Annotated in this window: 22 protein-coding genes; 4 read left to right on the top strand and 18 right to left on the bottom strand. The window is 62.6% G+C overall.

What is annotated here, in order from left to right:
• Nucleotides 1-80: 80 nt before the first annotated feature.
• The 7 genes from HZR81_RS07405 to ffh form a co-directional block, all read right to left on the bottom strand.
• A complete protein-coding gene (locus tag HZR81_RS07405) occupies nt 81-806 on the bottom strand; it encodes a thioredoxin fold domain-containing protein (protein WP_125868354.1) in 726 nt (241 codons plus the stop codon).
• Nucleotides 807-963: 157 nt separating this feature from the next.
• Nucleotides 964-1,860, bottom strand: a complete 897-nt coding sequence (xerD, locus tag HZR81_RS07400) for a site-specific tyrosine recombinase XerD (protein WP_500127711.1) — start codon at nt 1,858-1,860, stop codon at nt 964-966.
• 186 nt (nt 1,861-2,046) lie between these two features.
• On the bottom strand, nt 2,047-2,397 hold the full coding sequence (rplS, locus tag HZR81_RS07395) for a 50S ribosomal protein L19 (RefSeq protein ID WP_015277862.1): 351 nt from the start codon (nt 2,395-2,397) through the stop codon (nt 2,047-2,049).
• Between the two features lie 44 nt (nt 2,398-2,441).
• Complete coding sequence (gene trmD, locus HZR81_RS07390) at nt 2,442-3,194, bottom strand: tRNA (guanosine(37)-N1)-methyltransferase TrmD (RefSeq protein WP_133456082.1); 753 nt, start codon at nt 3,192-3,194, stop codon at nt 2,442-2,444.
• Between the two features lie 5 nt (nt 3,195-3,199).
• On the bottom strand, nt 3,200-3,727 hold the full coding sequence (gene rimM, locus HZR81_RS07385; protein ID WP_166082495.1) for a ribosome maturation factor RimM: 528 nt from the start codon (nt 3,725-3,727) through the stop codon (nt 3,200-3,202).
• Nucleotides 3,728-3,740: 13 nt separating this feature from the next.
• Nucleotides 3,741-3,992 (bottom strand): 30S ribosomal protein S16, encoded by a 252-nt coding sequence (rpsP, locus tag HZR81_RS07380; RefSeq protein ID WP_011912373.1) that lies wholly within the window; start codon nt 3,990-3,992, stop codon nt 3,741-3,743.
• Nucleotides 3,993-4,186: 194 nt separating this feature from the next.
• Nucleotides 4,187-5,563 carry a signal recognition particle protein gene (ffh, locus tag HZR81_RS07375; protein WP_102840672.1) on the bottom strand — a complete coding sequence of 459 codons (1,377 nt, stop codon included), beginning with the start codon at nt 5,561-5,563 and terminating at the stop codon, nt 4,187-4,189.
• A 220-nt stretch (nt 5,564-5,783) separates the two neighbouring features.
• Here ffh and HZR81_RS07370 point away from each other — a divergent pair, with 220 nt between their 5' ends.
• Both HZR81_RS07370 and HZR81_RS07365 read left to right on the top strand, forming a co-directional pair.
• Nucleotides 5,784-6,584 carry a cytochrome C assembly family protein gene (locus HZR81_RS07370; protein ID WP_063544701.1) on the top strand — a complete coding sequence of 267 codons (801 nt, stop codon included), beginning with the start codon at nt 5,784-5,786 and terminating at the stop codon, nt 6,582-6,584.
• A gap of 15 nt (nt 6,585-6,599) precedes the next feature.
• The gene (locus tag HZR81_RS07365) at nt 6,600-7,886 is read left to right on the top strand and encodes an HlyC/CorC family transporter (protein ID WP_500127710.1); all 1,287 of its coding nucleotides are present in this window, start codon (nt 6,600-6,602) and stop codon (nt 7,884-7,886) included.
• Nucleotides 7,887-7,916: 30 nt separating this feature from the next.
• Here the strand turns inward: HZR81_RS07365 and purT are convergent, their stop codons facing one another.
• Genes purT through HZR81_RS07345 form a run of 4 tightly spaced genes read right to left on the bottom strand, consistent with a single transcriptional unit; the run spans nt 7,917 to nt 10,519 of the window.
• Nucleotides 7,917-9,098 (bottom strand): formate-dependent phosphoribosylglycinamide formyltransferase, encoded by a 1,182-nt coding sequence (purT, locus tag HZR81_RS07360; protein ID WP_500127709.1) that lies wholly within the window; start codon nt 9,096-9,098, stop codon nt 7,917-7,919.
• Between the two features lie 45 nt (nt 9,099-9,143).
• Nucleotides 9,144-9,335: a DUF1289 domain-containing protein gene (locus tag HZR81_RS07355; protein ID WP_063544695.1), complete on the bottom strand. Its 192-nt coding sequence runs from the start codon at nt 9,333-9,335 to the stop codon at nt 9,144-9,146.
• Nucleotides 9,332-9,853, bottom strand: coding sequence for a gamma carbonic anhydrase family protein (locus HZR81_RS07350; RefSeq protein WP_063544693.1), 522 nt, complete (start codon nt 9,851-9,853; stop codon nt 9,332-9,334). Before HZR81_RS07350 ends, HZR81_RS07355 begins: the two co-directional genes overlap by 4 nt.
• 48 nt (nt 9,854-9,901) lie before the next feature.
• On the bottom strand, nt 9,902-10,519 hold the full coding sequence (locus HZR81_RS07345) for a CoA pyrophosphatase (protein ID WP_063544691.1): 618 nt from the start codon (nt 10,517-10,519) through the stop codon (nt 9,902-9,904).
• 185 nt (nt 10,520-10,704) lie between these two features.
• Here HZR81_RS07345 and HZR81_RS07340 point away from each other — a divergent pair, with 185 nt between their 5' ends.
• Together HZR81_RS07340 and HZR81_RS07335 are read left to right on the top strand one after the other, a co-directional pair.
• Nucleotides 10,705-11,259: an NUDIX hydrolase gene (locus HZR81_RS07340; protein WP_125868348.1), complete on the top strand. Its 555-nt coding sequence runs from the start codon at nt 10,705-10,707 to the stop codon at nt 11,257-11,259.
• 59 nt (nt 11,260-11,318) lie between these two features.
• Complete coding sequence (locus tag HZR81_RS07335) at nt 11,319-11,822, top strand: L,D-transpeptidase family protein (RefSeq protein WP_230725134.1); 504 nt, start codon at nt 11,319-11,321, stop codon at nt 11,820-11,822.
• A 45-nt stretch (nt 11,823-11,867) separates the two neighbouring features.
• Here the strand turns inward: HZR81_RS07335 and HZR81_RS07330 are convergent, their stop codons facing one another.
• From HZR81_RS07330 to HZR81_RS07300, 7 genes are all read right to left on the bottom strand, one after another.
• Nucleotides 11,868-12,185: an NGG1p interacting factor NIF3 gene (locus HZR81_RS07330; RefSeq protein ID WP_500127708.1), complete on the bottom strand. Its 318-nt coding sequence runs from the start codon at nt 12,183-12,185 to the stop codon at nt 11,868-11,870.
• Between the two features lie 198 nt (nt 12,186-12,383).
• A complete protein-coding gene (gene purL / locus HZR81_RS07325; protein ID WP_500127707.1) occupies nt 12,384-16,280 on the bottom strand; it encodes a phosphoribosylformylglycinamidine synthase in 3,897 nt (1,298 codons plus the stop codon).
• Nucleotides 16,281-16,481: 201 nt separating this feature from the next.
• Complete coding sequence (locus HZR81_RS07320) at nt 16,482-17,816, bottom strand: cytochrome D1 domain-containing protein (protein ID WP_500127706.1); 1,335 nt, start codon at nt 17,814-17,816, stop codon at nt 16,482-16,484.
• A 134-nt stretch (nt 17,817-17,950) separates the two neighbouring features.
• Complete coding sequence (locus tag HZR81_RS07315; protein WP_102840664.1) at nt 17,951-18,718, bottom strand: amino acid ABC transporter ATP-binding protein; 768 nt, start codon at nt 18,716-18,718, stop codon at nt 17,951-17,953.
• 9 nt (nt 18,719-18,727) lie between these two features.
• A complete protein-coding gene (locus HZR81_RS07310; RefSeq protein WP_500127705.1) occupies nt 18,728-19,825 on the bottom strand; it encodes an amino acid ABC transporter permease in 1,098 nt (365 codons plus the stop codon).
• A gap of 4 nt (nt 19,826-19,829) precedes the next feature.
• Nucleotides 19,830-21,014, bottom strand: a complete 1,185-nt coding sequence (locus HZR81_RS07305; protein WP_500127704.1) for an amino acid ABC transporter permease — start codon at nt 21,012-21,014, stop codon at nt 19,830-19,832.
• A gap of 92 nt (nt 21,015-21,106) precedes the next feature.
• Nucleotides 21,107-22,135, bottom strand: coding sequence for an amino acid ABC transporter substrate-binding protein (locus HZR81_RS07300; RefSeq protein ID WP_063544673.1), 1,029 nt, complete (start codon nt 22,133-22,135; stop codon nt 21,107-21,109).
• Nucleotides 22,136-22,441: the final 306 nt, after the last annotated feature.

The following is a 22,441-nucleotide window of genomic DNA, read 5'->3' as shown; positions in this document are numbered from 1 at the left end:
CCCCCAAGCTTTGAACGCAGCATGCCGTCCAGTTCCTGCCTTCCCCGGCCGAGGCGGCACATTCGGACCGCCGGCCAGCCTTACTCCGCCTTGAGCGCCACGTCAGCCAGCTGCGCAGCCGGCTGATAGCCTGGGATCATCTGCCCATTGGCGAGAATAATGGCGGGAGTGCCCTGCACGCCGATCATCTGGCCGAGCTGATACTGCTTGGCGATCGGCGTCTCGCAACTGGCTGCCGGCAGCTCCTCACGGGCCTTGGCCTTGTTCATCGCATCCTGGCGATCCTTGGCACACCACACACTGGTCAGCGTATTGGCACCATGACTACCCATGCCTTGGCGCGGAAAGGCCACATAGCGCACCTCGACGCCGAGGCGGTTCAGCTGCGGCACTTCGCTGTGCAGCTTCTGGCAGTAGCCGCAGTCGGTATCGGTGAACACGGTGATATGGGTCTTCGGCTCCTTTGGCGAAAACACCACCATCTCGCTTTGCGGGATCGAGTTGATCTGCTTGGCCACCGACTTGCTCTGCGCCAACTCGGTGAGATTGACAGCCTGACCATTCTGGAACTGATAGAGATAGCCCTGAATCACGAATTGCCCGTCCGGGCTAGCATAGAGCTGGCGCCCGCCTTCCAGCTGAACCTGATAGACACCCGGCATCGGACTTTCCGCTACGGCCTCGATCGGCATGTCCGGCTGAATTTTCTGCAACGCCTGGCGAATCGCCTGATCAGGGTCGGCAGCAGTGGCAAGAGTGCTGGCCAGGCCGATAGAGGCGGCAGCGAACAAACGAATCACGCCCATGGAAACTCCTGGCAGCGGCGATCTAAGGGAAGGGGCAAAGACTACCATAGGCATCGCGCTCAAACTGCTAGCCGCTTCTCCCACCGGCCTGCCGGCAGTTGATGCAAACGAGGCACGCATCGACTGATGCGCGATCGGCGGCAGGCATGTGACCCGGCTAGCCACGTGGATGATGGGCCGCGTGCAGCTCCTGAAGCCGGGCGCGGGCGATATGGGTATAGATCTGCGTAGTGGACAGATCGCTATGCCCGAGCAACATCTGCACGGTCCGCAAATCCGCACCATGGTTGAGAAGGTGTGTGGCGAATGCGTGGCGCAGGGTATGCGGCGAGATAGAGGTAGCGATTCCGGCCGCCTTGGCGTGCAGCTTGACCCGGTGCCAGAAGGTCTGCCGCGTCATCTGATCGCCACGCTGACTGGGAAACAGCACATCGCTGGCCTTGCCGACAAGCAACAGGCCGCGCGCATCGCGCTGATAGCACTCCAACCAATGCAGCGCCTCGTCACCCAGCGGTACCAGGCGCTCCTTGTTGCCCTTGCCGAAGGTTCGTAACACGCCCTGACGCAAGCTGACCTGCTCCAGCGTCAGGCCGATCAGTTCGGTTACGCGCAACCCACACGCATACAGCACCTCGAGCATCGCCCGGTCGCGAAATCCCAGCGGATCATCGACATCGGGCGCCGCCAGAAGCGCCTCCACGTCGGCCTCAGACAGCGCCTTGGGCAAGGGACGCCCAAGGCGCGGCAGATCCACACGCAATGTCGGATCCAGCGATATGTCGCCCTCGCGCAGCAGGTAGCGATAGAAGCCGCGCAACCCGGACAGGAAGCGCGCCGTGGAACGCGCCTTGTAGCCATTGTCCAGACGCCAGGCGAGGTGATCGAGGATGACCTCACGACCCGCGGTCGCCAACCGGACGCCGCGCTCATGCAACCATGCATTAAACAGTGCCAGATCGCTGCGGTAGGCTTCCCGGCTGTTGTCGGCCAGGCCTTTTTCCAGCCACAGCGCATCGAGGTAGCGGTCGATAATGGGATCGTCGAGAGCGGACATGGCGACTTCGAGACGGAATGGGAGGTACCAGTTTTCCACACGCCACTTAGCCAGTGCCAGTGCCAGTGCCAGTGCCAGTGCCGTCGAAGGTTACCGCTCGCTGCGAGCAGACTGCGGCCTGAGGGAAGTGCGCTTAAAAAAAAAGCAGCCCGGAGGCTGCTTTTCTTCGAAGCGGGGAAAGCGGTCTTAGACCAGCTTTTCCTTGATGCGGGCGGCCTTGCCGGACAGCGCGCGGAGGTAGTACAGCTTGGCCTTGCGCACGTCACCGCGACGCTTGACGCTGATGCTGTCGACCATCGGGCTGTAGCTCTGGAAGGTACGCTCGACGCCAACGCCGTTGGAAATCTTGCGAACGGTGAAAGCGCTGTTCAGGCCGCGGTTACGCTTGCCGATCACGACGCCTTCGAAGGCCTGCAGACGCTGACGCTCGCCTTCCTTCACCTTCACCTGAACGATAACGGTGTCACCCGGCGCGAACGGCGGGATTTCCTTGGTCATCTGCTCGGCTTCGAGCTGCTGAATGATCTTGTTGGTCATGCTGTGTGCTCCTAAGGTCAACCCACCGGGTTGCCATCGATACGTTAACTATCGTTCCGCTGGCGGATGTATTCCGCCAACAGCTTTTGTTCTTCTCCAGAAAGCGAGCGGCTATCCAGAAGATCGGCGCGGCGCTCCCAGGTCCGACCAAGGGACTGCTGCAAGCGCCAGCGCCGGATGTGTTCGTGGTTGCCGCTGAGCAGCACCTCAGGAACACATTTACCCGCATACACCTCAGGTCGCGTGTAATGCGGACAGTCGAGCAGGCCGTCGGTAAACGAGTCCTCCTCGGCGGAACCAGCATGACCCAAGGCGCCCGGAAGCAACCTGGTCACGGCATCGATCAGCACCATCGCCGGCAGCTCGCCGCCGGACAGTACGTAGTCACCGATCGACCATTCCTCGTCTACGTGCGCTTCAATGAAACGCTCGTCGATACCTTCATAGCGACCGGCGATGAGAATCAACGCATCCTCATTCGCCAGCTCGCGGACATCCGCCTGTTTCAGCTGACGCCCTTGCGGCGAAAGGTAGATCACCTTCGCCTTGCCGCCCGCGGCGCGTTTGGCATCGACCAACGCCAGCTCGAGCGGTTTGATCTTCATCACCATGCCGGGGCCGCCACCGAATGGGCGGTCATCCACCGTCTGATGACGGTCTTCGGTGTAGCTCCTGGGATTCCAGCAGCTCAACTGCAACAACCCTTGCTTCACCGCACGACTGGTAATCCCATACTCGCTGATGGCTGCGAACATACCCGGGAACAGACTGATGACTTCAACGCGCAATGCGGCCATGCCGTTCAGAAGTCCGCATCCCAGTCGACCTGCATCTCGCCCGATTCCAGATCGACCTTCAAGACGCAGTGATCCGTATAGGGCAGCAGTCGCTCGCGATCATCCAGGCTTCCAGCGCAAGGCTTCACGACCAGAACATCGTTGGCTCCGGTCTCGAGCAGGTGATCGACCTGACCAAGCAACTGCCCGGCCTGATTGAGCACCTTCAAACCTTGAAGTTGATACCAGTAGTACTCACCGTCATCCAGCGCGGGCAGTTCGCTGCGTGGAACGCAAATCTCGAAGTCGGCGTAGGTACGCGCCACCTCGCGATCGGTCAGTCCTTTCAGCGAAGCCACCAGGATCTTGCCCTGGAGGCGCCCCTTGACCAACTCAACCTGCTTGACTTCGTCACCTCGCCTCAGCGTCCAGCGACGATAGTCCAGCAGATTGTCGATCGGATCGGTGAAGGAATAGACCTTCACGTCACCGCGCACGCCATGCACCGAAACGATCTTGCCGATGACGACCAGATCATCGCTCGGGGCAGACATTGCGCTCATAGACTCAGGCAGCGGCCTTGGCAGCTTCCTTCAGCAGCTGAGCAACGCGCTCAGACGGCTGTGCGCCCTGGCTCAGCCAGTAAGCAGCGCGCTCCTGATTGACAGAGAGCTTCACTTCCGCACCAGTGGCGATCGGATTGAAGAAACCGATGCGCTCGACGAAGCGACCATCACGCGGGTTGCGGCTGTTGGTCACGGTCAGGTGGTAGAAAGGGCGCTTCTTGGAGCCGCCACGGGCGAGACGAATAGTTACCATGTGAACATCGTTCCTGTAGTCGGTGCTAACTTAAGGCACACACTTAAAATGGGCCTGGGCCCGAAAGGCCGCACATTTTAAGGAATACCGGGAATTTTGCAAACTCTTTTGCTAGAGGCGCGCAGCCGTCCAGCGCGCCGGACACGGGCGTGCGCCAGCGCTGGCGCCAACCTTGCGCAATCGCAGCCACAGACCTAGAACTTGGGCATCCCGCCGCCGGGGAACATGCCGCCCATACCGCGCATCATTTTGGCCATGCCGCCCTTGCCGGTAACCTTCTTCATCATCTTCTGCATCTGCTTGTGTTGCTTGATGAGACGACCGATGTCCTGCACCTGAGTGCCGGAGCCCATGGCAATACGTCGCTTGCGCGAGCCACTGATGATGTCCGGGTTGCGCCGCTCGGCTGGCGTCATCGAGTTGATGATCGCTTCCATCTGCTTGAACTGCTTCTCCGCCGCACCTTGGGCATGCCCCATCTGTGACAGGTTGACGCCGCCGATGGAGGGCAGCTTGTCCATCAGGCCGCCCAGCCCGCCCATGTTTTTCATTTGCTGCAGCTGATCGCGGAAGTCTTCGAGATCGAAGCCCTTGCCCTTCTTCAGCTTCTTGGTGAGCTTCTCCGCCTTCTCGCGATCCAGTGTCTGCTCGGCCTGCTCGATGAGGCTGAGCACGTCGCCCATACCGAGGATGCGGGAGGCGATTCGATCTGGATGGAAGGGCTCCAGCGCGTCGCTCTTTTCACCCATGCCGAGGAACTTGATCGGCTTGCCGGTCACATGACGCACGGAAAGCGCTGCACCACCACGGGCATCGCCATCGACCTTGGTCAGCACGACACCGGTCAGCGGCAGCGCATCGCCGAACGCACGGGCGGTGTTCGCCGCGTCCTGACCGGTCATGGCGTCGACCACGAACAACGTCTCGGCCGGCTTGATCGCGGCGTGCACGGCCTGGATCTCAGCCATCATCTCGGCATCGATTGCCAGACGACCCGCGGTATCCACCAGCACCACGTCGATGAACTTGAGCTTGGCTTCGCGAATCGCCGCCTGGGCGATATCCACCGGCTTCTGGCTGGTGTCGGACGGGAAGAAGGTCACGCCGACTTCGCCCGCCAGCGTCTCGAGCTGCTTGATCGCCGCTGGGCGATAGACGTCGGCCGAGACCACCAGCACCGACTTCTTCTTGCGTTCCTTGAGGAAGCGCGCCAGCTTGCCCACTGTCGTGGTCTTGCCCGCGCCCTGAAGGCCAGCCATGAGCACCACCGCCGGCGGCGCGACATTCAACGCCAGATCCTCGTTGGCGGCGCCCATCAGTTCTTCCAGCTCGGCGCGGACAATCTTCACGAACGCCTGCCCCGGCGTCAGGCTCTTCGATACCTCGGTGCCGACCGCGCGCTCCTTGACCCGATTGACGAACTCCTTGACCACCGGCAGCGCGACGTCGGCCTCGAGCAGGGCCATCCGCACCTCACGCAGGGTGTCCTTGATGTTGTCCTCGGTCAGCTTGGCCTTGCCCGTGACATGGCGAAGCGTTTGTGAGAGGCGATCGGTTAGGTTTTCGAACATGAGCCATTCCACGCTGGATGTGCTGAAGGGCGCGATTATAGAAGGTGGAAGCATCGGGCCGGTACCCCGATCGCCGCGGTTTTCGATAATGTGGCGCCCGCCGCACCCTGCTGCGTATGACACAGTGACGCCAGCTGCGGCGATCCGTACCCCGACGCGACTTTTGTGCCCCCGACGTTTGTGCCACACTCACGACCTTTCGAGCTCGTTACCGGAACCTATGCTTCCTCTGCTACCCAGCCTCGCTGCGGCCGTTCTCTACGCTGGCGCCGCGGGTTACCAAAGTCTGCGTCTGGCGCAGCGTGCGGTCCCGGACAAACGGCTGCTGCTGGCCGCCGGCGTACTCGCCTTGCTCGCCCATAGCGTCAGCCTGTTCGTCCAGCTCATCTCCCCCAGCGGCCTGCACCTGGACTTCTTCACGGCTTCGAGCCTGATTGCCGCCGCCGTGATCCTGCTGATCCTTCTGGCTCTCCACCGGATGCCGGTGGAGAACCTGCTCCTGTTGCTGTTTCCCCTGGGTTGCCTGACCGTACTCTTTGCCCAGTTCGCGCCATCCGGCACTGCGCCAGCGATCGCCGAAGAACCGGGAATACTGGCGCACATCCTCCTTTCGATACTCGCGTACGGCATGCTGACCATTGCCGTGTTCCAGGCCTTGCTGCTGTTACTGCAGGACCACCATCTCAAGCACAAGCACCCGTCAGGACTGATCCGTAACTTCCCTCCCCTGCAGACCATGGAAAGCTTGCTGTTCGGTTTTCTATGGGCGGGCTGGGGGCTGCTGTCCGCCTCCCTGGTGTCCGGCTGGCTGTTTCTCGACGATCTTTTCGCTCAGCATCTGGTCCACAAGACACTGCTCTCGGTGGTTGCCTGGGTGGTTTTCGGGCTGCTGCTGTGGGGACGACACCAGCTCGGCTGGCGTGGCTATAAGGCGATCCGCTGGACACTGGCTGGTTTCTGCCTGCTGATGCTGGCGTATTTCGGCAGCAAGCTGGTCCGCGAATTCATCCTGCACATCTGACGAACAGGCCAACTCGTGGAAGATCTACATCCCGGCTTTCTGCTCGGCCTACTGGTATTTCTGCTGCTGTGCTCGGCGTTCTTCTCCAGCTCCGAGACCGGCATGCTCAGCCTCAACCGCTATCGACTGAGGCATCAAGCCAAGGAAGGACACAAGGGCGCACGTCGCGCCAGCAGCCTGCTGGCCCATCCAGACCGCCTGCTTGGCACCATCCTGGTCGGCAACAACTTCGTCAACATCCTCGCCTCCTCCATTGCCACCGTGCTCGCCATGCAGTTGTGGGGGGAAGCCGGCATCGCCATCGCCACCATCGGCCTGACCATCGTTCTGTTGGTGTTCGGAGAAATCACACCCAAGACCCTGGCCGCATTGCGCCCGGAGATCATCGCCTATCCGGTCAGCCTGCCGCTGCTGATGCTGCAGAAGGTCCTCTATCCGCTGGTCGCCTTGCTCGGCTGGGTAAGCAATGGACTGCTCCGGCTGCTTGGCGTAGACCTGTCCAACAAGGGCAATGACAGTCTTTCCACCGAGGAATTGCGTAGCGTGGTGCGCGAATCCGGCAGTGACCTGCCGCTGAACCGCCAGAGCATGCTGCTGGGCATTCTCGATCTGGAGCGGGTGACCGTCGACGACATCATGATCCCGCGAAACGAGGTCACCGGCATCGATCTGGACGATGATCTGGAAGCGATCATCAGCCAGCTGCGCACCACCCCACACACCCGCCTGCCGGTCTTTCGCAACGACATCAATCAGATCGAAGGCATCGTCCATATGAGGCAGATTGCTCGCCTGCTCAGTCATGATCAGCTGACCAAGGAGAGCCTGCTCGCCGCCTGCACCGAACCCTATTTCGTGCCGGAGAACACGCCGCTGTCGACTCAGCTGCTGAACTTTCAGAAACAGAAGCGACGGATCGGCATCGTCGTGGATGAGTATGGCGATGTCCGCGGCGTCGTCACGCTCGAGGACATTCTCGAAGAGATCGTCGGCGAGTTCAGCAATCAGGACGCCTTGCGCAGCCCGGACATCCATCCTCAGGATGACGGCACGCTGGTCATCGATGGCGCGGCCTACATCCGCGAGGTGAACCGAGCGCTGGATTGGCAGCTACCCTGCGACGGACCCAAGACGCTCAACGGCCTGATCACCGAAGCACTGGAACACATCCCCGACAGCGGCATCTGCCTGCAGATCGGCGACTATCGCCTGGAGATCCTCCAGGCGGCCGACAATCGGGTGAAAAGCGTGCGCGCCTGGACCATCAACGCGACGCCATCGACCGAGCAGCAAACAAACTAAGGAGGCGGCGCAAGGCCGGCTCCGCCGCACTCAGAGATCGACTTTTACCGCTGCTGCCGCGCGCAATGCCTTCTGCCGAGCCGCATCGATGGAGACGTCTCGTGCCAGCGCCACGCCCATGCGGCGCTGTCCGCTGACGCCAGGCTTGCCGAACAGACGCAGCCCGGTATCCGGCTCGGCAAGCACCGCCGCGAGGTTACCGAAGCTCACCTGAGTCGCCTCCCCTTCCACCAGCACCACAGCCGACGCTGCCGGACCCAGCTGGCGAATGACCGGAATCGGCAGGCCGAGGATCGCGCGTGCATGCAGGGCGAACTCGGACAAATCCTGCGAGACCAGCGTGACCAGCCCGGTGTCGTGAGGTCGCGGTGATATTTCACAGAACCACACCTGGTCGCCCTTGACGAACAGCTCGACACCGAAGATGCCGCGACCACCGAGCGCATCGGTCACGGCCAATGCGATGCGCTGCGCCTCGGCCAGCGCCGCCGGCGCCATGGGCTGCGGTTGCCAGGACTCCTGATAGTCGCCTTTTTCCTGTCGATGCCCGACTGGCTCGCAGAAGCTGGTGCCGCCGGCATGCCGCACCGTCAGGAGGGTGATCTCGTAATCGAAATCGATGAAACCCTCGACGATGACCCGACCGCGCCCAGCGCGACCGCCGGCCTGCGCATAGTCCCAGGCCGCCTCGATATCCTCGACACTGCGCAGCACGGACTGCCCCTTGCCCGAAGAGCTCATTACCGGCTTGATCAGGCATGGAAAGCCAAGCGCCTGCGCCGCGGCACGGCACTCATCCAGCGAGTCGGCAAAGCGATAGGGCGAGGTAGGCAGCCCCAGCTCCTCGGCGGCCAGACGACGAATCCCCTCACGGTTCATCGTCAGCTGCGCCGCCCGGGCGGTCGGGATCACCGTATAGCCTTCGCCCTCTAGCTCCACCAGCGTGGCGGTTGCGATAGCCTCGATCTCCGGCACGATGTAATGCGGCCGCTCCTGCTCGATCACGGCACGCAGCGCGGCGCCATCGAGCATGTCGATCACATGGCTGCGATGCGCAACCTGCATCGCCGGGGCATTGGCATAGCGATCCACGGCGATCACTTCAACGCCGAGACGCTGCAATTCAATGACCAGCTCCTTGCCCAACTCTCCACAGCCGCAGAGCAGGATGCGCGTGGCGCTGGGAGACAGCGGGGTGCCTATCGTTGGCATGGAGTTCCTCGTCGTTTGTGAAGGTCGATCAACGCCATCGGCGTCCTACATCAGCTGGCCACCGAGACGGGCCCGCTCGTTGCAACGGCGCAGCACCTGGCGCCGCTCTTCATTGTCCATCAGCCCCCAGCGGCGAATCTCATCGGAACTGCGCTGGCAGCCGACGCACAGATCGTCGTCATCCAGCGCACAGAGGCTGACGCAGGGGGAGGCTACCGGTTTTTCCTGAAGACTCACTCATCCGGCTCCAGATCGCGCGCGTAGCGCTGCGCGTTGTGCACGTAATGGGCGGCGCTGGCCTCGAGCATCTTCTTCTGCTCCTCGGTCAACTCCCGCACAACCTTGCCTGGTGAACCGACCACCAGCGAGCCATCGGGGATTTCCTTGCCTTCGGGAATCAGCGTGTTGGCGCCGATGATGCAATGTCTGCCGATCTTCGCCCCGTTGAGCACCACGGCGTTGATGCCGATCAGGCTGTAGTCACCCACCGTACAGCCATGCAGCATGGCGTTGTGCCCCACCGTCACGCCAGTTCCCAGCGTCAGCGGATGGCCCATGTCCGTGTGCATCACGCTGCCGTCCTGGACGTTGCTGTTTTCGCCGATGTGAATCAGCTCGTTGTCGCCGCGCAGCACCGCGCCGAACCAGACGCTGGCGCCGGCATCGAGCCGGATTTTGCCCACCAGCGTAGCGTTCGGTGCCACCCAGCTCTGCGGATGGGCATCCACACGCGACTCTCCCAGACGGTATTTCACGGCATTACCTCTCAGTCAGCTTGAATAGTCGGCCCGCACCGGGCCGGGTCAGGGTCTGCTGCGTCCGGACAGATCGACGAACGCCGCCGGCGCGCGGCGCATCTCGATACCGGCGTCGTAAACGACGTTCACCAGTTCGACGATCATGATCGCCGTCAGCCCCCAGATCTGATATTCGCCAAAACGGTAGGACGGGATGTACCAGCTCTGCCCCTGATAATCGATCCGGTGAGTGACCTCGCGCGGGTCCTGGCAGAAGAACTCCAGCGGCACCGAAAATACCGAGGCGATTTCGGCATCGTTGGCTCGATACTCGACGTAATCCGGTACCAGTCCGACATACGGCGTGACATGGATTCCATGCACCGAAACCAGACTGCTGAGTGGCCCGACCACCTCCACCATACCGGGAGCAAGCCCCACCTCCTCCTCGGCTTCGCGCAGCGCCGTCTCTAGCAGATCACGGTCCTCCGGATCACGGCGCCCGCCGGGGAATGCCACTTCACCGCCGTGGGTGGAGAGGCCTGCGGCTCGAAGCGTCAGCACAAGTTCCGGCGATTCGCTGCGAGTGATCGGCATCAACACGGCCGCCTCGGGCAGGCGGCCCTCCGGCGCCAAGAGATGCGGAGAATAGCCACGCACCCGTCGGAGTATTGTGTCCAGCATGAATAGTCTCGTTTCGTCTTTGACCGGCATCATGGCATGAAAGGCGCAACGGCCCAAGACCTCGGAAAAAGCCATGGTGCCGGACGAACAGGCTCCTGGGAGATCAGTCTCACGGTGGTTCGTGGCTTCCTTGCCGAATTACCGCGGACGGCCCAAGATTTGCCGTAATCGACAGGAATTCTTCCATGAAGTACTGCAACCAGTGTGGCAACCCGGTCCTGATCCGCGTCCCGGACGGTGACAACCGACCGCGCTTCGTCTGCGATAGTTGTCAGACCGTGCACTACCAGAATCCACGCATCGTTGCCGGTTGCGTGCCGATCTGGGACGACCAGGTGCTGCTCTGCCGGCGCGCGATCGAACCCAGACGCGGCTACTGGACGCTGCCGGCCGGCTTCATGGAAAACGGCGAAACGATGCAACAGGCTGCTGCGCGCGAAACGCTCGAGGAAGCCTGCGCAAGAGTCAGGGACCTGCAGCTGTACACCCTGTTCGATCTGCCACATATCAATCAGGTCTACATGTTCTTTCGCGCGCAGCTGGTCGATCTGGACTTCTGTGCCGGGGACGAGAGTCTCGAGGTGAAACTCTTTCATCAGCAGGACATCCCTTGGTCCGAGCTGGCTTTTCCGACCATTGGCCGTACCCTAGAATGCTTCTTCACCGACCGGGTGCAGCAGACCTTCCCGGTACGTAACGAAGCCGTCTCCGGCCTCAGGCAGCGCGACCGGGCAAGTTGATGTTCGGTACGGCATGACGGCAATACAGGTCTGATGCAGTTTTGCACGGGAAAGTTTCGATGCGCTGGCTGTTCACCCTGCTCTGCCTAGCCTTCACCGCGATGTCCTACGCCACCACGACACCCGGCCTGGGCGGCTCGTCCATTGACAAGGTGCTGGTTGTCAAATCGGAACGCCAACTTCATCTGGTCAGCGCCGGCCAGACGCTCAAGAGCTATCGCGTCTCGCTGGGCAAGCAGCCACGCGGCGCGAAGCTGCGTGAAGGCGACATGCGTACGCCCGAGGGTTTCTACTGGATCGACTGGCGCAAGACCAGCGACAAATACAACCTGTCGATGCACATCTCCTACCCCAACGCCCGCGACCTGGCACGTGCGCAGGAGGAAGGGGTGCCACCGGGCAGCATGATCATGCTGCATGGCACGCCACTCGACGAAGAGTATCCCGAGTGGTTCTTCCATACCCTTGACTGGACCGAAGGCTGCATCGCCCTGAGCAACAGGGACATGCGGGAAATCTGGTCGCTGGTTAAGGACGGCACGCTGATCGAGATACGGCCCTGACCCATCCAGGCACCATCCAATAACGGCGGGGCGCTCACCCCCTGATCAGAACTGCATATCGGACAGACGCCACACATCGAACGCGGGCGTTTCGTAGGGGTGAGCCTTTTTCATCGCCTTGACGCTGTCGTGAATCAGCTCGTCGGCGACCACCATCTCGACCTTCCATTCGGCCACGAGCTGCACTTGTCCGGTCTGTCCCAGAAAGGGCTGACTACCCTCCAGCGGCCGGTACTGCCCCTGCCCCAGCGTTTGCCAGCAGCAGCTGTCATAACCACCGATTCGACCGCCACCCACTGCGAACACTGCTTTCTTGACCGCTTCCAGATGGCTTTCCGGAACATAGAAACACAGCTTGTACATCGACCTCTCCGTGCGCATGAAGCCTGGCGCGTGGCCAGACGAGATAGATGGCAGTTTGCCGGCCACGCACCACACAAAAGGTGCTGCGCGTCATAGCTCAGACGCCGAGCAACACCCGCGGTTCATAGACATTGGTCCAAATGAAAAGCCCGCTGATCGGCGATCAGCGGGCTTGCAGGGCTCGGGTCGAAAGCGTGGTCAGTCAACCCAGACACGCGCATTGCGGAACATGCGCATCCAGCCGCCGTCCTCCTGCCATTCGTCCGGACGCCAGGAGTTGGTTACGGCGCGGAACACCCGCTCGGGGTGCGGCATCATGATGGTTACACGACCATCACGACTGCTCAGACCCGTTATGCCCCGCGGCGAGCCGCTCGGGTTGGCAGGATAGCGCTCGGTGACCTTGCCATGGTTGTCGACGTAGCGCAGCGCCACGGTACCGGAGAGATCAGCCTGCAACATGGCCTCCTCGCTTTCGAACTCCGCATGGCCTTCGCCATGAGCGATGGCGATCGGCAGGCGGGAGCCGGCCATGCCCTGCAGGAAGATCGACGGCGAGTCCTGAATCTGGACCATTGCCACGCGCGCTTCGAATTGCTCCGAGCGGTTGCGCACGAAGTGCGGCCAGTACTCGGTTCCCGGGATCAGCTCGTGCAGGTTGCTCATCATCTGGCAGCCGTTGCACACACCCAGGGCGAAGCTGTCCTTGCGTTCGAAGAAGGCTTGGAAGCCGTCGCGCGCGCGCGCATTGAACAGGACCGACTTGGCCCAGCCCTCGCCGGCACCCAGCACGTCGCCGTAGGAGAAACCGCCGCAGGCGACCAGGCCCTTGAACGCCTCGAGGCTGACGCGACCGGAGAGAATGTCGCTCATGTGCACGTCGACCGCGGCAAACCCGGCCCGGTCGAACGCCGCAGCCATCTCTACCTGACCGTTGACGCCCTGCTCGCGCAGCACCGCCACCTGCGGGCGCACACCGCGCTTGATGTAGGGCGCGGCGATGTCCTGATTGACGTCGAAGCCGACCTTGACGCTGAGGCCGGGATTGTCCTCCTCCAACAGCGCGTCGAACTCCTGGTCGGCGCACTCGGCGTTGTCCCGCAGGCGCTGGATCTGGTAGCTGGTCTCAGCCCACTGGCGCTGCAGCAGGCGACGGTCGCCGCTGAACACCTCGTTGCCGGCCAGCCTGATGGAGACATAGCCATTGTTGGCGGGCTGCCCGATGACCGCGACGCAGTCGCCGAGGCCGGCTGCGCTGAACTGCGAGAGCACGATCTCGGTGTCATCCTGGCGTACCTGAATGACTGCACCCAGCTCTTCGTTGAAGAGCACGGCAGGCACGTCATCGGCATCATCCAGCAGACCATCGAGATTCAGATTCAGACCGCAGTGACCGGCGAACGCCATTTCCAGCACGGTAGTCAGCAAGCCGCCATCGGAGCGGTCATGATAGGCCTGCAGCAGCCCATCGGCATTGAGCCCCTGAATGACGGCAAAGAATGCGCGCAGGTCTTCGGCATCGTCGAGGTCCGGTACCTGCCGCCCGAGCTTGCCGTAGACCTGGGCGAGAATCGATCCACCCAGACGGTTCTGCCCGCGACCGAGGTCGATCAGGATCAGGTCGGTGGCCCCCTTGTCCAGGCGCAGCTGTGGCGTCAACGTACGGCGGACGTCGCTGACCGGAGCAAAGCCAGACACGATGAGGGAAAGCGGCGAGGTCACGCTCTTCTCGGCGCCTTCTTCCGACCAGCGCGTCTTCATCGACATCGAGTCCTTGCCCACCGGAATGGTAATACCCAGCTGCGGGCAGAGTTCCATACCAACGGCACGCACGGTGTCGTACAGGCGTGCATCCTCCCCCGGATGCCCGGCTGCGGCCATCCAGTTGGCCGACAGCTTGATGTCGGAGATCTTGTCGATGGAAGCGGCAGCCAGGTTGGTCAGCGTCTCACCGATGGCCATGCGCCCGGAGGCCGGAGCGTCGAGCAGTGCCAGCGGGGTGCGCTCGCCCATTGCCATCGCCTCGCCGCAATTGACGTCGAAGCTGGCGGCGGTTACCGCACAGTCCGCCACGGGCACCTGCCATGGACCGACCATCTGGTCGCGGACCACCTGGCCGGTGATGCTGCGGTCACCGATGGTGATCAGAAAGCTCTTGCTGGCCACCGCAGGATGGCGCAGCACGCGGCCCACGGCTTCGTCCAGATAGACCGCAGCGGCATTGAAGTCATCGCCCAGTTCGGCTTCGCGGCTGGCGCTGCGGTGCATGCGTGGCGCCTTGCCGAGCAGCACGTTGAGCGGCATGTCCACCGGCTTGTTGCCGAAATGGCTGTCTGCGACGGTCAGATGCGCTTCCTCGGTGGCTTCGCCGACCACCGCGAACGGGCAACGCTCGCGCTCGCAGATGGCCTTGAAACGTTCGAAATCGGCCGCATCGACCGAAAGCACGTAGCGCTCCTGGGATTCGTTGCACCAGATTTCCAACGGCGCCATGCCCGGCTCGTCGTTGGGAATGTTGCGCAGCTCGAAACGGCCGCCACGACCACCATCGTTGACCAGTTCGGGGAAGGCGTTGGACAGGCCGCCGGCGCCCACGTCGTGAATGAACTTGATCGGGTTCTGCTCGCCCATCTGCCAGCAGCGATCGATGACTTCCTGGCAGCGACGCTCCATTTCCGGGTTGTCGCGCTGTACCGAGGCGAAGTCCAGATCAGCCGAGCTGGTACCGGTAGCCATCGACGATGCCGCGCCGCCACCCAGGCCGATCAGCATGGCCGGGCCGCCGAGGACGATCAGCTTGGCGCCGACCGAAATCTCGCCCTTCTGCACATGCTCTTCGCGAATGTTGCCCATGCCGCCGGCAAGCATGATCGGCTTGTGGTAGCCGCGCACTTCCTCGCCATGCGGGGTGCTGATTGCCTGCTCGAAGGTACGGAAATAGCCGGTCAGCGCCGGACGACCGAATTCGTTGTTGAACGCGGCGCCGCCCAGCGGACCCTCGATCATGATGTCCAGCGGGGTGACGATGCGCTCGGGCTTGCCGTAGGGCTTTTCCCAGGGCTGCTCGAAACCCGGGATGTTCAGGTTGGATACGGTGAAACCGGTAAGGCCGGCCTTCGGCTTGGCGCCGCGGCCAGTGGCACCCTCGTCGCGAATCTCGCCGCCCGAGCCGGTGGAAGCCCCGGGGAACGGCGCGATGGCGGTCGGGTGGTTGTGGGTTTCCACCTTCATCAGGATATGCACCGGCTCCTGGCTGGCCGCGTACTCGCGCGTCTCAGGATTCGGATAGAAGCGCCCGGCGACGTTGCCGACGATGACCGCGGCGTTGTCCTTGTACGCCGACAGCACGCCCTCGTTGTGCAGCTGGTAGGTGTTCTTGATCATGCCGAACAGGGACTTTTCCTGGCTCTCGCCATCGATGTCCCAACTGGCATTGAAGATCTTGTGCCGGCAGTGCTCGGAGTTCGCCTGGGCGAACATCATCAGCTCGATATCGTGCGGGTTGCGTCCCAGTCCGGTGAAGGCCTGCACCAGATAGTCGATTTCGTCCTCGGCCAGGGCCAGGCCCAGTTCGACGTTGGCCTTCTCCAGCGCGGCGCGGCCGCCGCCGAGTACATCCACCGCCGTCAGCGGCTTCGGCTCGGCATGGCTGAACAGGTTGGCGGCCTCCTCGAAGCGGCCCAGCACCAGCTGGGTCATGCGGTCGTGCAGCGCGGCAGCGACAAGCTTGGCGTCGCCGTCGGAGATTTCACCCTGCACGTAGTAGGCGATCCCCCGCTCCAGCCGCTGGATCTTTTCCAAGCCGCAATTGTGGGCGATGTCGCTGGCCTTGCTCGACCAAGGCGAGATGGTGCCGAAACGCGGCACCACCAGGAACAGCCGACCGGCGGGTTCCTGTACCGGCACGCTGGGTCCGTACTTCAACAGGCGGGTCAGTACATGCTGCTCATCCGCATCAAGCGTGCCGGAAACCTCGGCGAAATGGGCGAACTCGGCGTACAACCCGCTGACGGCGGGGACCTTCTCGGTCAGTTGTGCCAGGAGCTTGCCATGACGGAAGGCGGAAAGAGCGGGAGCGCCGCGCAGGATCAACATCGTCGGAACAGCCTCGGAGGGGGAGCAGTCGGGGCGCGTATTCTAGCTCATGACGATGGGCAAGGGGCAGCGACCCGCTGCAAGTCCGGAGTCGTGCTGACAGCTGGCCCCGACGACCAGCGCAAGGCCGCAACCTGCCCCGCGAGCCCGCACGCAGTGCGCCAGGACCGATGACGGAGTCGACCGCGAGCCGGCCGCTGGCTAGCGCGCGCCACCCTGAAGCCCGGCCCTCCTCCAGACGCCGTATTGGCCGACCGGCTGTTTCATCGGCAGGCGTTTCACCTCGGCCAGGGCGTGGCCATCGAGGGTGATCAGCGCTCCCTCGTCGCGCTGCAGGCTGACCAGGACATGGCGGCCATCTCGTGAGAATTCGACATGAGCCAGTGTCGCCTCCGGCTCGGCCAGGAATTCTCGCGCCACTTCCAGCGTCTCCCGGTCGATCGCCTGCAGCACCTGCCGAGAGTCGGCCGGCATCGTCGAAACGACCAAGAGATACCGGCTGTTCTCGTGAGCCGTGAGCAAGCGCCCAGGCCCCTTCAGAGCGATACGTCGTACCAGCGCGCGTTGCTGCGGATCGATCACCGCCATTTCGGGCGACACCTGACCGGTGCTGGCCATCAGCAACCTGCCGTCGCGCCGCCAGGCGACACTCGACGCCATGTCTGGGTGCCCTTGCATGGGCAACCGGCCGATCCGCCGACGCGCATCCAGATGAACGACCTCCACCTCGCCCTGGGACGACACGCCGAACAGCTCGGCCTGCTCCGGGTTGAAGAAGAAGTCATCCAACGGCCCATCCAGCTCGATCCGCCGGGGGTTGAGATAACCGGAAACGAACGTCCCCTCCCGGTACTGGAAGTCATGCACCAGACCGATCGCCATGTCCTCGGCGCCAGGGTCATAGCTGACCTCCCACAGCTCGGCGATGTCCTTCATCGCAACGATGAACGACCGACGCGCCGGCAGACCGTAGACCGCCGACACCCGCGAGCTGCGCTCGCCCTTGTGGTCGAGGGTCGGCAGGACCTTGAGTAGGTTCAGTTCTCCATCGAGCAGCACCAACGCATGGGGCCGCAGATTGGCCACGGCAATGTGGTCGCCGGCAGGGGAAATGGCGATATTGCTGCTGTCCAGACCCGCACGCACTTCGGCGACGATTGTCAGCGTCCACAGATCGTACTTGGTCACCCAGCCATCGCGGGATACGAAAAACACAAAGCGCCCATCGCGAGTGAAACAGGGGCTGCCATGCACACCTCGCGTGACAAAGTGGTGGATGGGCTCGAGCTTTTCGCCATCGAGGATGGTGACATGCGAGCCGCCGGCCTCGACCACGAGGATCAGCCCCAGCGGATCGGCTTCATAAGCGGGCGAATCAGTTGCCTCGGCCTCACGCGGCACATGACGGGAAAGCGCGATGTCCGCCGGTGTCCAGAGCGCCTCTGCCTGTGCCGAGGAGACCAGCGCGCACGCCAGCAGCCAGGCAACTGCCAGCTGTAGCGAATGAATGACACCACAGGTTCTGCGCTTCGACATGCCGACGCCCCGGAAGCGATGGGATGCGACGATTACAGGCTATCGCAGGACGTCCGCCCATGACCGATGTCAACCGGAGGTCAGGCGGGATGCCGGAACGGGGCGACTGTTTCCGCTCGGAGACCTGCCGCTCTTCAATGCAGGATCTGACTGAGGAACAGCTTGGTCCTGTCGTTCACCGGGTTGGTGAAGAACACCTCCGGCTCGGCCTGTTCGACAATCTCCCCCTTGTCCATGAAGATCACCCGGTCGGCCACGGTGCGGGCGAAGCCCATTTCATGCGTCACGCAGAGCATGGTCATGCCGCTTTCGGCGAGACCGATCATGGTGTCCAGCACTTCCTTGACCATCTCCGGGTCGAGCGCCGAAGTCGGCTCGTCGAACAGCATGATCTTCGGCTTCATGCACAGCGCCCGGGCGATCGCCACCCGCTGCTGCTGGCCGCCGGAGAGCTGACCGGGAAACTTGTTGGCCTGCTCGGGAATGCGCACGCGCTCGAGATAATGCATGGCGATCTCCTCGGCCTGCCGGCGCGGCAGCTTGCGCACCCACATCGGTGCCAGGGTGCAGTTCTGCAGCACGGTCAGGTGCGGAAACAGATTGAAGTGCTGGAAGACCATGCCGACTTCACTGCGAATCGCCTCGATCTGCTTGAGATCGCTGGTCAGCTCCACACCATTGATGACGATCCGCCCCTGCTGATGCTCCTCCAGCCGATTCAGGCAGCGGATGGTGGTGGACTTGCCCGACCCGGACGGCCCGCACAGCACGATGCGTTCGCCCTGCCGCACGGAAAGGTTGATGTCCTTGAGCACATGGAACTGGCCGAACCACTTGTGCACGCCCTGCATGCGGATGACCGGCTCGCTCGCCTGCCCGGCCTGCGCGATTGAATCATTCATATCTCACTCCTAACGCTTGTGGCCGGTGTCCAGCTTGCGCTCCAGGCGCATGGAATAGCGGGACATGCCGAAACAGAACATCCAGTACACCAGCGCGGCGAACACATAGCCTTCGGTGGACATACCCAGCCAGGCCGGGTCCGCCGTAGCGCGCTTGATGCTGTTGAGGAAGTCGAACAGGCCGATGATGATCACCAGGCTGGTGTCCTTGAACAGGGCGATGAAGGTGTTGACGATGCCCGGAATCACCAGCTTCAGCGCCTGCGGCAGGATCACCAGCAACGTGCTGCGCCAGTAGCCCAGACCCATCGCTGCGGCCGCCTCGTACTGCCCCTTGGGGATCGCCTGCAGGCCGCCGCGCACCACCTCGGCGATATAGGCAGCCTCGAAGAACACCACCATCAACATCGCACGCAACAGCTTGTCGAGGTTCATGCCTTCGGGCAGAAACAGCGGCAGCATCACCGACGACATGAACAGCACGGTGATCAGCGGTACACCGCGCCAGAACTCGATGAAGGTGACGCAGAGCACCCGGATGGCCGGCATGTCCGAACGTCGCCCGAGCGCCAGCAGGATGCCCAGCGGCAAGGCGCCGGCAATGCCCACCGCGGCGATCACCACGGTCAGCATCAGCCCACCCCACTGACTGGTCGGCACCGTCTGCAGCCCGAAGAATCCGCCATGCAGCAGCCAGTAGGCCAGCAGCGGATAGGCCAGCAGATAGCCCAGGCCGTAGCGCAGCTTGTGCGGCATCTGCCGCAGGAACAGCGGCGCCGCGCCGATGATCGCCAGCCAGGCTGCCGCATCGACGCGCCAGCGCAGCTCCACGGGGTAGAAGCCGTACATGAACTGGCCGAAGCGAGCCTGCACGAACACCCAGCAGGCGCCCTCGCGGCTGCAATCGGCGCGGGTTTCGCCGGTCCAGTCAGCCTTGAAGATCGCCCATTCGAGCACCGGCGGCACGATCAGCCACAGCAGATACAGACCGACCAGCGTCAGCAATGTGTTGAGCCAGCTGGAGAACAGATTGGCCCGCAACCAGCCGAACGCACCGATGCTGATGGTCGGTGGCGGCAGGTCAGGCTTGAAGGTATGAATGGTCATGCGCTCACCGCTCGATCAGCGCAATGCGCTTGTTGTACCAGTTCATCAGCAGCGAAATGCTGATGCTGATGGCCAGATAGACGCTCATGGTGATGGCCATGGTCTCGATCGCCTGCCCGGTCTGGTTGAGCACCGTGCCGGCGAACAGCGAGACCATGTCCGGATAGCCGATCGCCGCCGCGAGCGATGAGTTCTTTGCCAGGTTCAGGTACTGACTGGTCAAGGGCGGCACGATGACCCGCAGCGCCTGCGGCACGATGACCAGCCGCAGCACCTGTCCCGGGCGCAGGCCGAGGGACGCGGCGGCCTCGGTCTGGCCATGGCTGACCGATTGAATGCCCGCGCGCACGGTTTCGCCGATGAATGCAGCGGTATAGACCGACAGCGCCACGACGATCGAGACCAACTCGGGAATCACCACCCAGCCACCGCGGATATTGAAGCGCTGCAACTCGGGCACTTCCCAGCTGAACGGCGCCCCGGCAACGAGCGTCACCAGCCAGGGAATGGCGATGAACAGCCCGAAGCTGGTCCAGAACACCGGAAACGTACGGCCCGTAGCATGGCGTCGGGCGCGGGCCCAACGGCTGAGCATGACCACCGAGGCCAACGCCACCAACAACGCCAGCCAGAATGCCCAGAAACCCTCGGCGGCGCTGGGTGCCGGCATCTGCACGCCACGGTTGTTGACGAATACGGCGTCCCACAGGCTCAGGCTGTTGCGTGGCCCAGGCAATGGGCTGATCACTGCGAAATAGACGAAGAAGATCAACAACAATGGCGGGATATTGCGGAATACCTCGATGTAGAGCGTCGCCAGCTGGCGGATCAGCCAGTTGCTCGAGAGCCGCCCCACGCCGAGGATGAAGCCCATGATCGTGGCCAGGAATATCCCGATCACGCTGACCAGCAGGGTGTTGAGCAGCCCGACCCAGAATACGCGACCGTAGCTGTCGCTCTCGCTGTAGTCGATCAGGTGCTGGGAAATGCCGAAGCCGGCGGCGTTGTCGAGAAAGCCGAAGCCGGAGGTGATGCCGCGATGGGCGAGATTGGTCTGGGTGTTATGGAAAAGGTACCAACCGAATGCCACCACGGCGATGACGGCCAGAATCTGAAATAGCCAGGCCCGAGCTCGCGGATCATGCAGAAGCGATCCGCCCGCCGGGCGGGGATTGTCGATGGTTCGCATCGAATGTCCTCATACCGCATCACCGGCGCGTTGTGCGCACCGGTGATACTTCTCCCTCTGGTAACGGAGCCGGTATAGCCGGCCCCGCTCGCTCAACGTACCGGCGGGGCGTACTGCACGCCGCCGTTGTTCCACAGGGCATTGAGGCCGCGTTCGATCTTCAGCTCGCTGCCGGCACCGACGTTGCGATCGAAGATCTCGCCATAGTTACCGACCTGCTTGATGATCTGTACCGCCCAGTCCTTCGGAAGCTTCAGGTCCTTGCCATATTCACCTTCGGCACCCAGCAGGCGGGCAACGTCCGGATTCTTGGTGCTTTTGGCCTTCTCCTCGACGTTTGCCGAAGTGACCCCCAGTTCCTCGGCATTGAGCATGGCGAACAGCGTCCAGCGCACGATATCGAACCACTCCTCATCGCCCTGACGAACCGCCGGGCCGAGGGGCTCCTTGGATATCACCTCAGGCAATACGACATAGTCATCAGGCTTCGCCAGCTTGATGCGCTGGGCATAGAGCTGGGACTGGTCAGAGGTCAGCACGTCGCAGCGCCCGGACTCCAGCGACTTGGCGCTTTCATCAGAGGTGTCGTAGGTGATGGGGGTGTAGTTGTGGCCGTTGGCGCGGAAATAGTCGGAGAGATTCAGCTCCGTGGTGGTGCCGGCCTGGATGCATACCGTGGCCCCATCAAGCTCCTTGGCACTCTTGACGCCGAGCTCCTTGTTTACCAGGAAGCCCTGCCCGTCGTAGTAGGTCACGCCGGTAAAATTCAACCCCATCGCTGCATCTCGCGAGCTGGTCCAGGTGGTGTTGCGCGACAGCATGTCCACCTCGCCCGACTGCAGCGCGGTGAAGCGCTCCTTGGCGGTCAGTGGGCTGTACTTGACCTTGCTCGCGTCGCCGAACAGCGCGGCGGCGACTGCTCGACAGACATCAACGTCGAGCCCCTGGTACTGGCCCTTGGCGTCGGCGAACGAAAACCCTGGCAGGCCATCGCTGATGCCGCACTGCACGAATCCCTTCTTCTGCACCGCATCGAGGGTCGCCCCTGCCTGCGCCAACCCGCTCATACCAAGCAGTGACGCAGCACCCAGCGCAGCCAGTGTGGATTTCACCCTAATCATCGAAACCTCCAGTTTGCTTTCTTATTCTCGGGTTCGGGCCATGAACCACTTCGATGTACCGACGGGCCAAACGAAGCGGTGCCAGCCTGACCTGAGTCTAGTCGCCCATGGATGAACGGCAACGTTGTTTGTCATTGCCTCGACTCGCCCCTGCAGGCCGATCCCTTGAGAGCAGGCAGCACAAAGCAAGCGGCGTACCAGATCGCCGGGAACGCCCGCCGACGTACCACCGCGGGTTCTATCGTCACGCCGTAGCGGGTAACCTCGCGCTATTTCCTCACTGGCGGCGGACAGAGCGCCCCAAGA

Origin of the sequence: Pseudomonas sp. LM13, from assembly GCF_041381355.1 — a bacterium.
Lineage (GTDB): Bacteria > Pseudomonadota > Gammaproteobacteria > Pseudomonadales > Pseudomonadaceae > Stutzerimonas > Stutzerimonas frequens.
The sequence above is the reverse complement of the archived record's forward strand: the minus strand, read 5'-3'. Positions and strand labels throughout refer to the sequence as shown.

Coding starts and splice junctions, on each gene's coding strand:
- HZR81_RS07320 (WP_500127706.1), bottom strand. CDS start 17,816: ATGTCGAAGCGCAGAACCTGTGGTGTCATTCATTCGCTACAGCTGGCA.
- HZR81_RS07345 (WP_063544691.1), bottom strand. CDS start 10,519: ATGCTGGACACAATACTCCGACGGGTGCGTGGCTATTCTCCGCATCTC.
- purT (WP_500127709.1), bottom strand. CDS start 9,098: ATGCCAACGATAGGCACCCCGCTGTCTCCCAGCGCCACGCGCATCCTG.
- HZR81_RS07405 (WP_125868354.1), bottom strand. CDS start 806: ATGGGCGTGATTCGTTTGTTCGCTGCCGCCTCTATCGGCCTGGCCAGC.
- HZR81_RS07330 (WP_500127708.1), bottom strand. CDS start 12,185: ATGTACAAGCTGTGTTTCTATGTTCCGGAAAGCCATCTGGAAGCGGTC.
- rplS (WP_015277862.1), bottom strand. CDS start 2,397: ATGACCAACAAGATCATTCAGCAGCTCGAAGCCGAGCAGATGACCAAG.
- trmD (WP_133456082.1), bottom strand. CDS start 3,194: ATGGCCGCATTGCGCGTTGAAGTCATCAGTCTGTTCCCGGGTATGTTC.
- HZR81_RS07340 (WP_125868348.1), top strand. CDS start 10,705: ATGAAGTACTGCAACCAGTGTGGCAACCCGGTCCTGATCCGCGTCCCG.
- xerD (WP_500127711.1), bottom strand. CDS start 1,860: ATGTCCGCTCTCGACGATCCCATTATCGACCGCTACCTCGATGCGCTG.
- rpsP (WP_011912373.1), bottom strand. CDS start 3,992: ATGGTAACTATTCGTCTCGCCCGTGGCGGCTCCAAGAAGCGCCCTTTC.
- ffh (WP_102840672.1), bottom strand. CDS start 5,563: ATGTTCGAAAACCTAACCGATCGCCTCTCACAAACGCTTCGCCATGTC.
- HZR81_RS07310 (WP_500127705.1), bottom strand. CDS start 19,825: ATGACCATTCATACCTTCAAGCCTGACCTGCCGCCACCGACCATCAGC.
- HZR81_RS07335 (WP_230725134.1), top strand. CDS start 11,319: ATGCGCTGGCTGTTCACCCTGCTCTGCCTAGCCTTCACCGCGATGTCC.
- HZR81_RS07370 (WP_063544701.1), top strand. CDS start 5,784: ATGCTTCCTCTGCTACCCAGCCTCGCTGCGGCCGTTCTCTACGCTGGC.
- purL (WP_500127707.1), bottom strand. CDS start 16,280: ATGTTGATCCTGCGCGGCGCTCCCGCTCTTTCCGCCTTCCGTCATGGC.
- HZR81_RS07315 (WP_102840664.1), bottom strand. CDS start 18,718: ATGAATGATTCAATCGCGCAGGCCGGGCAGGCGAGCGAGCCGGTCATC.
- HZR81_RS07305 (WP_500127704.1), bottom strand. CDS start 21,014: ATGCGAACCATCGACAATCCCCGCCCGGCGGGCGGATCGCTTCTGCAT.
- rimM (WP_166082495.1), bottom strand. CDS start 3,727: ATGTCTGCCCCGAGCGATGATCTGGTCGTCATCGGCAAGATCGTTTCG.
- HZR81_RS07300 (WP_063544673.1), bottom strand. CDS start 22,135: ATGATTAGGGTGAAATCCACACTGGCTGCGCTGGGTGCTGCGTCACTG.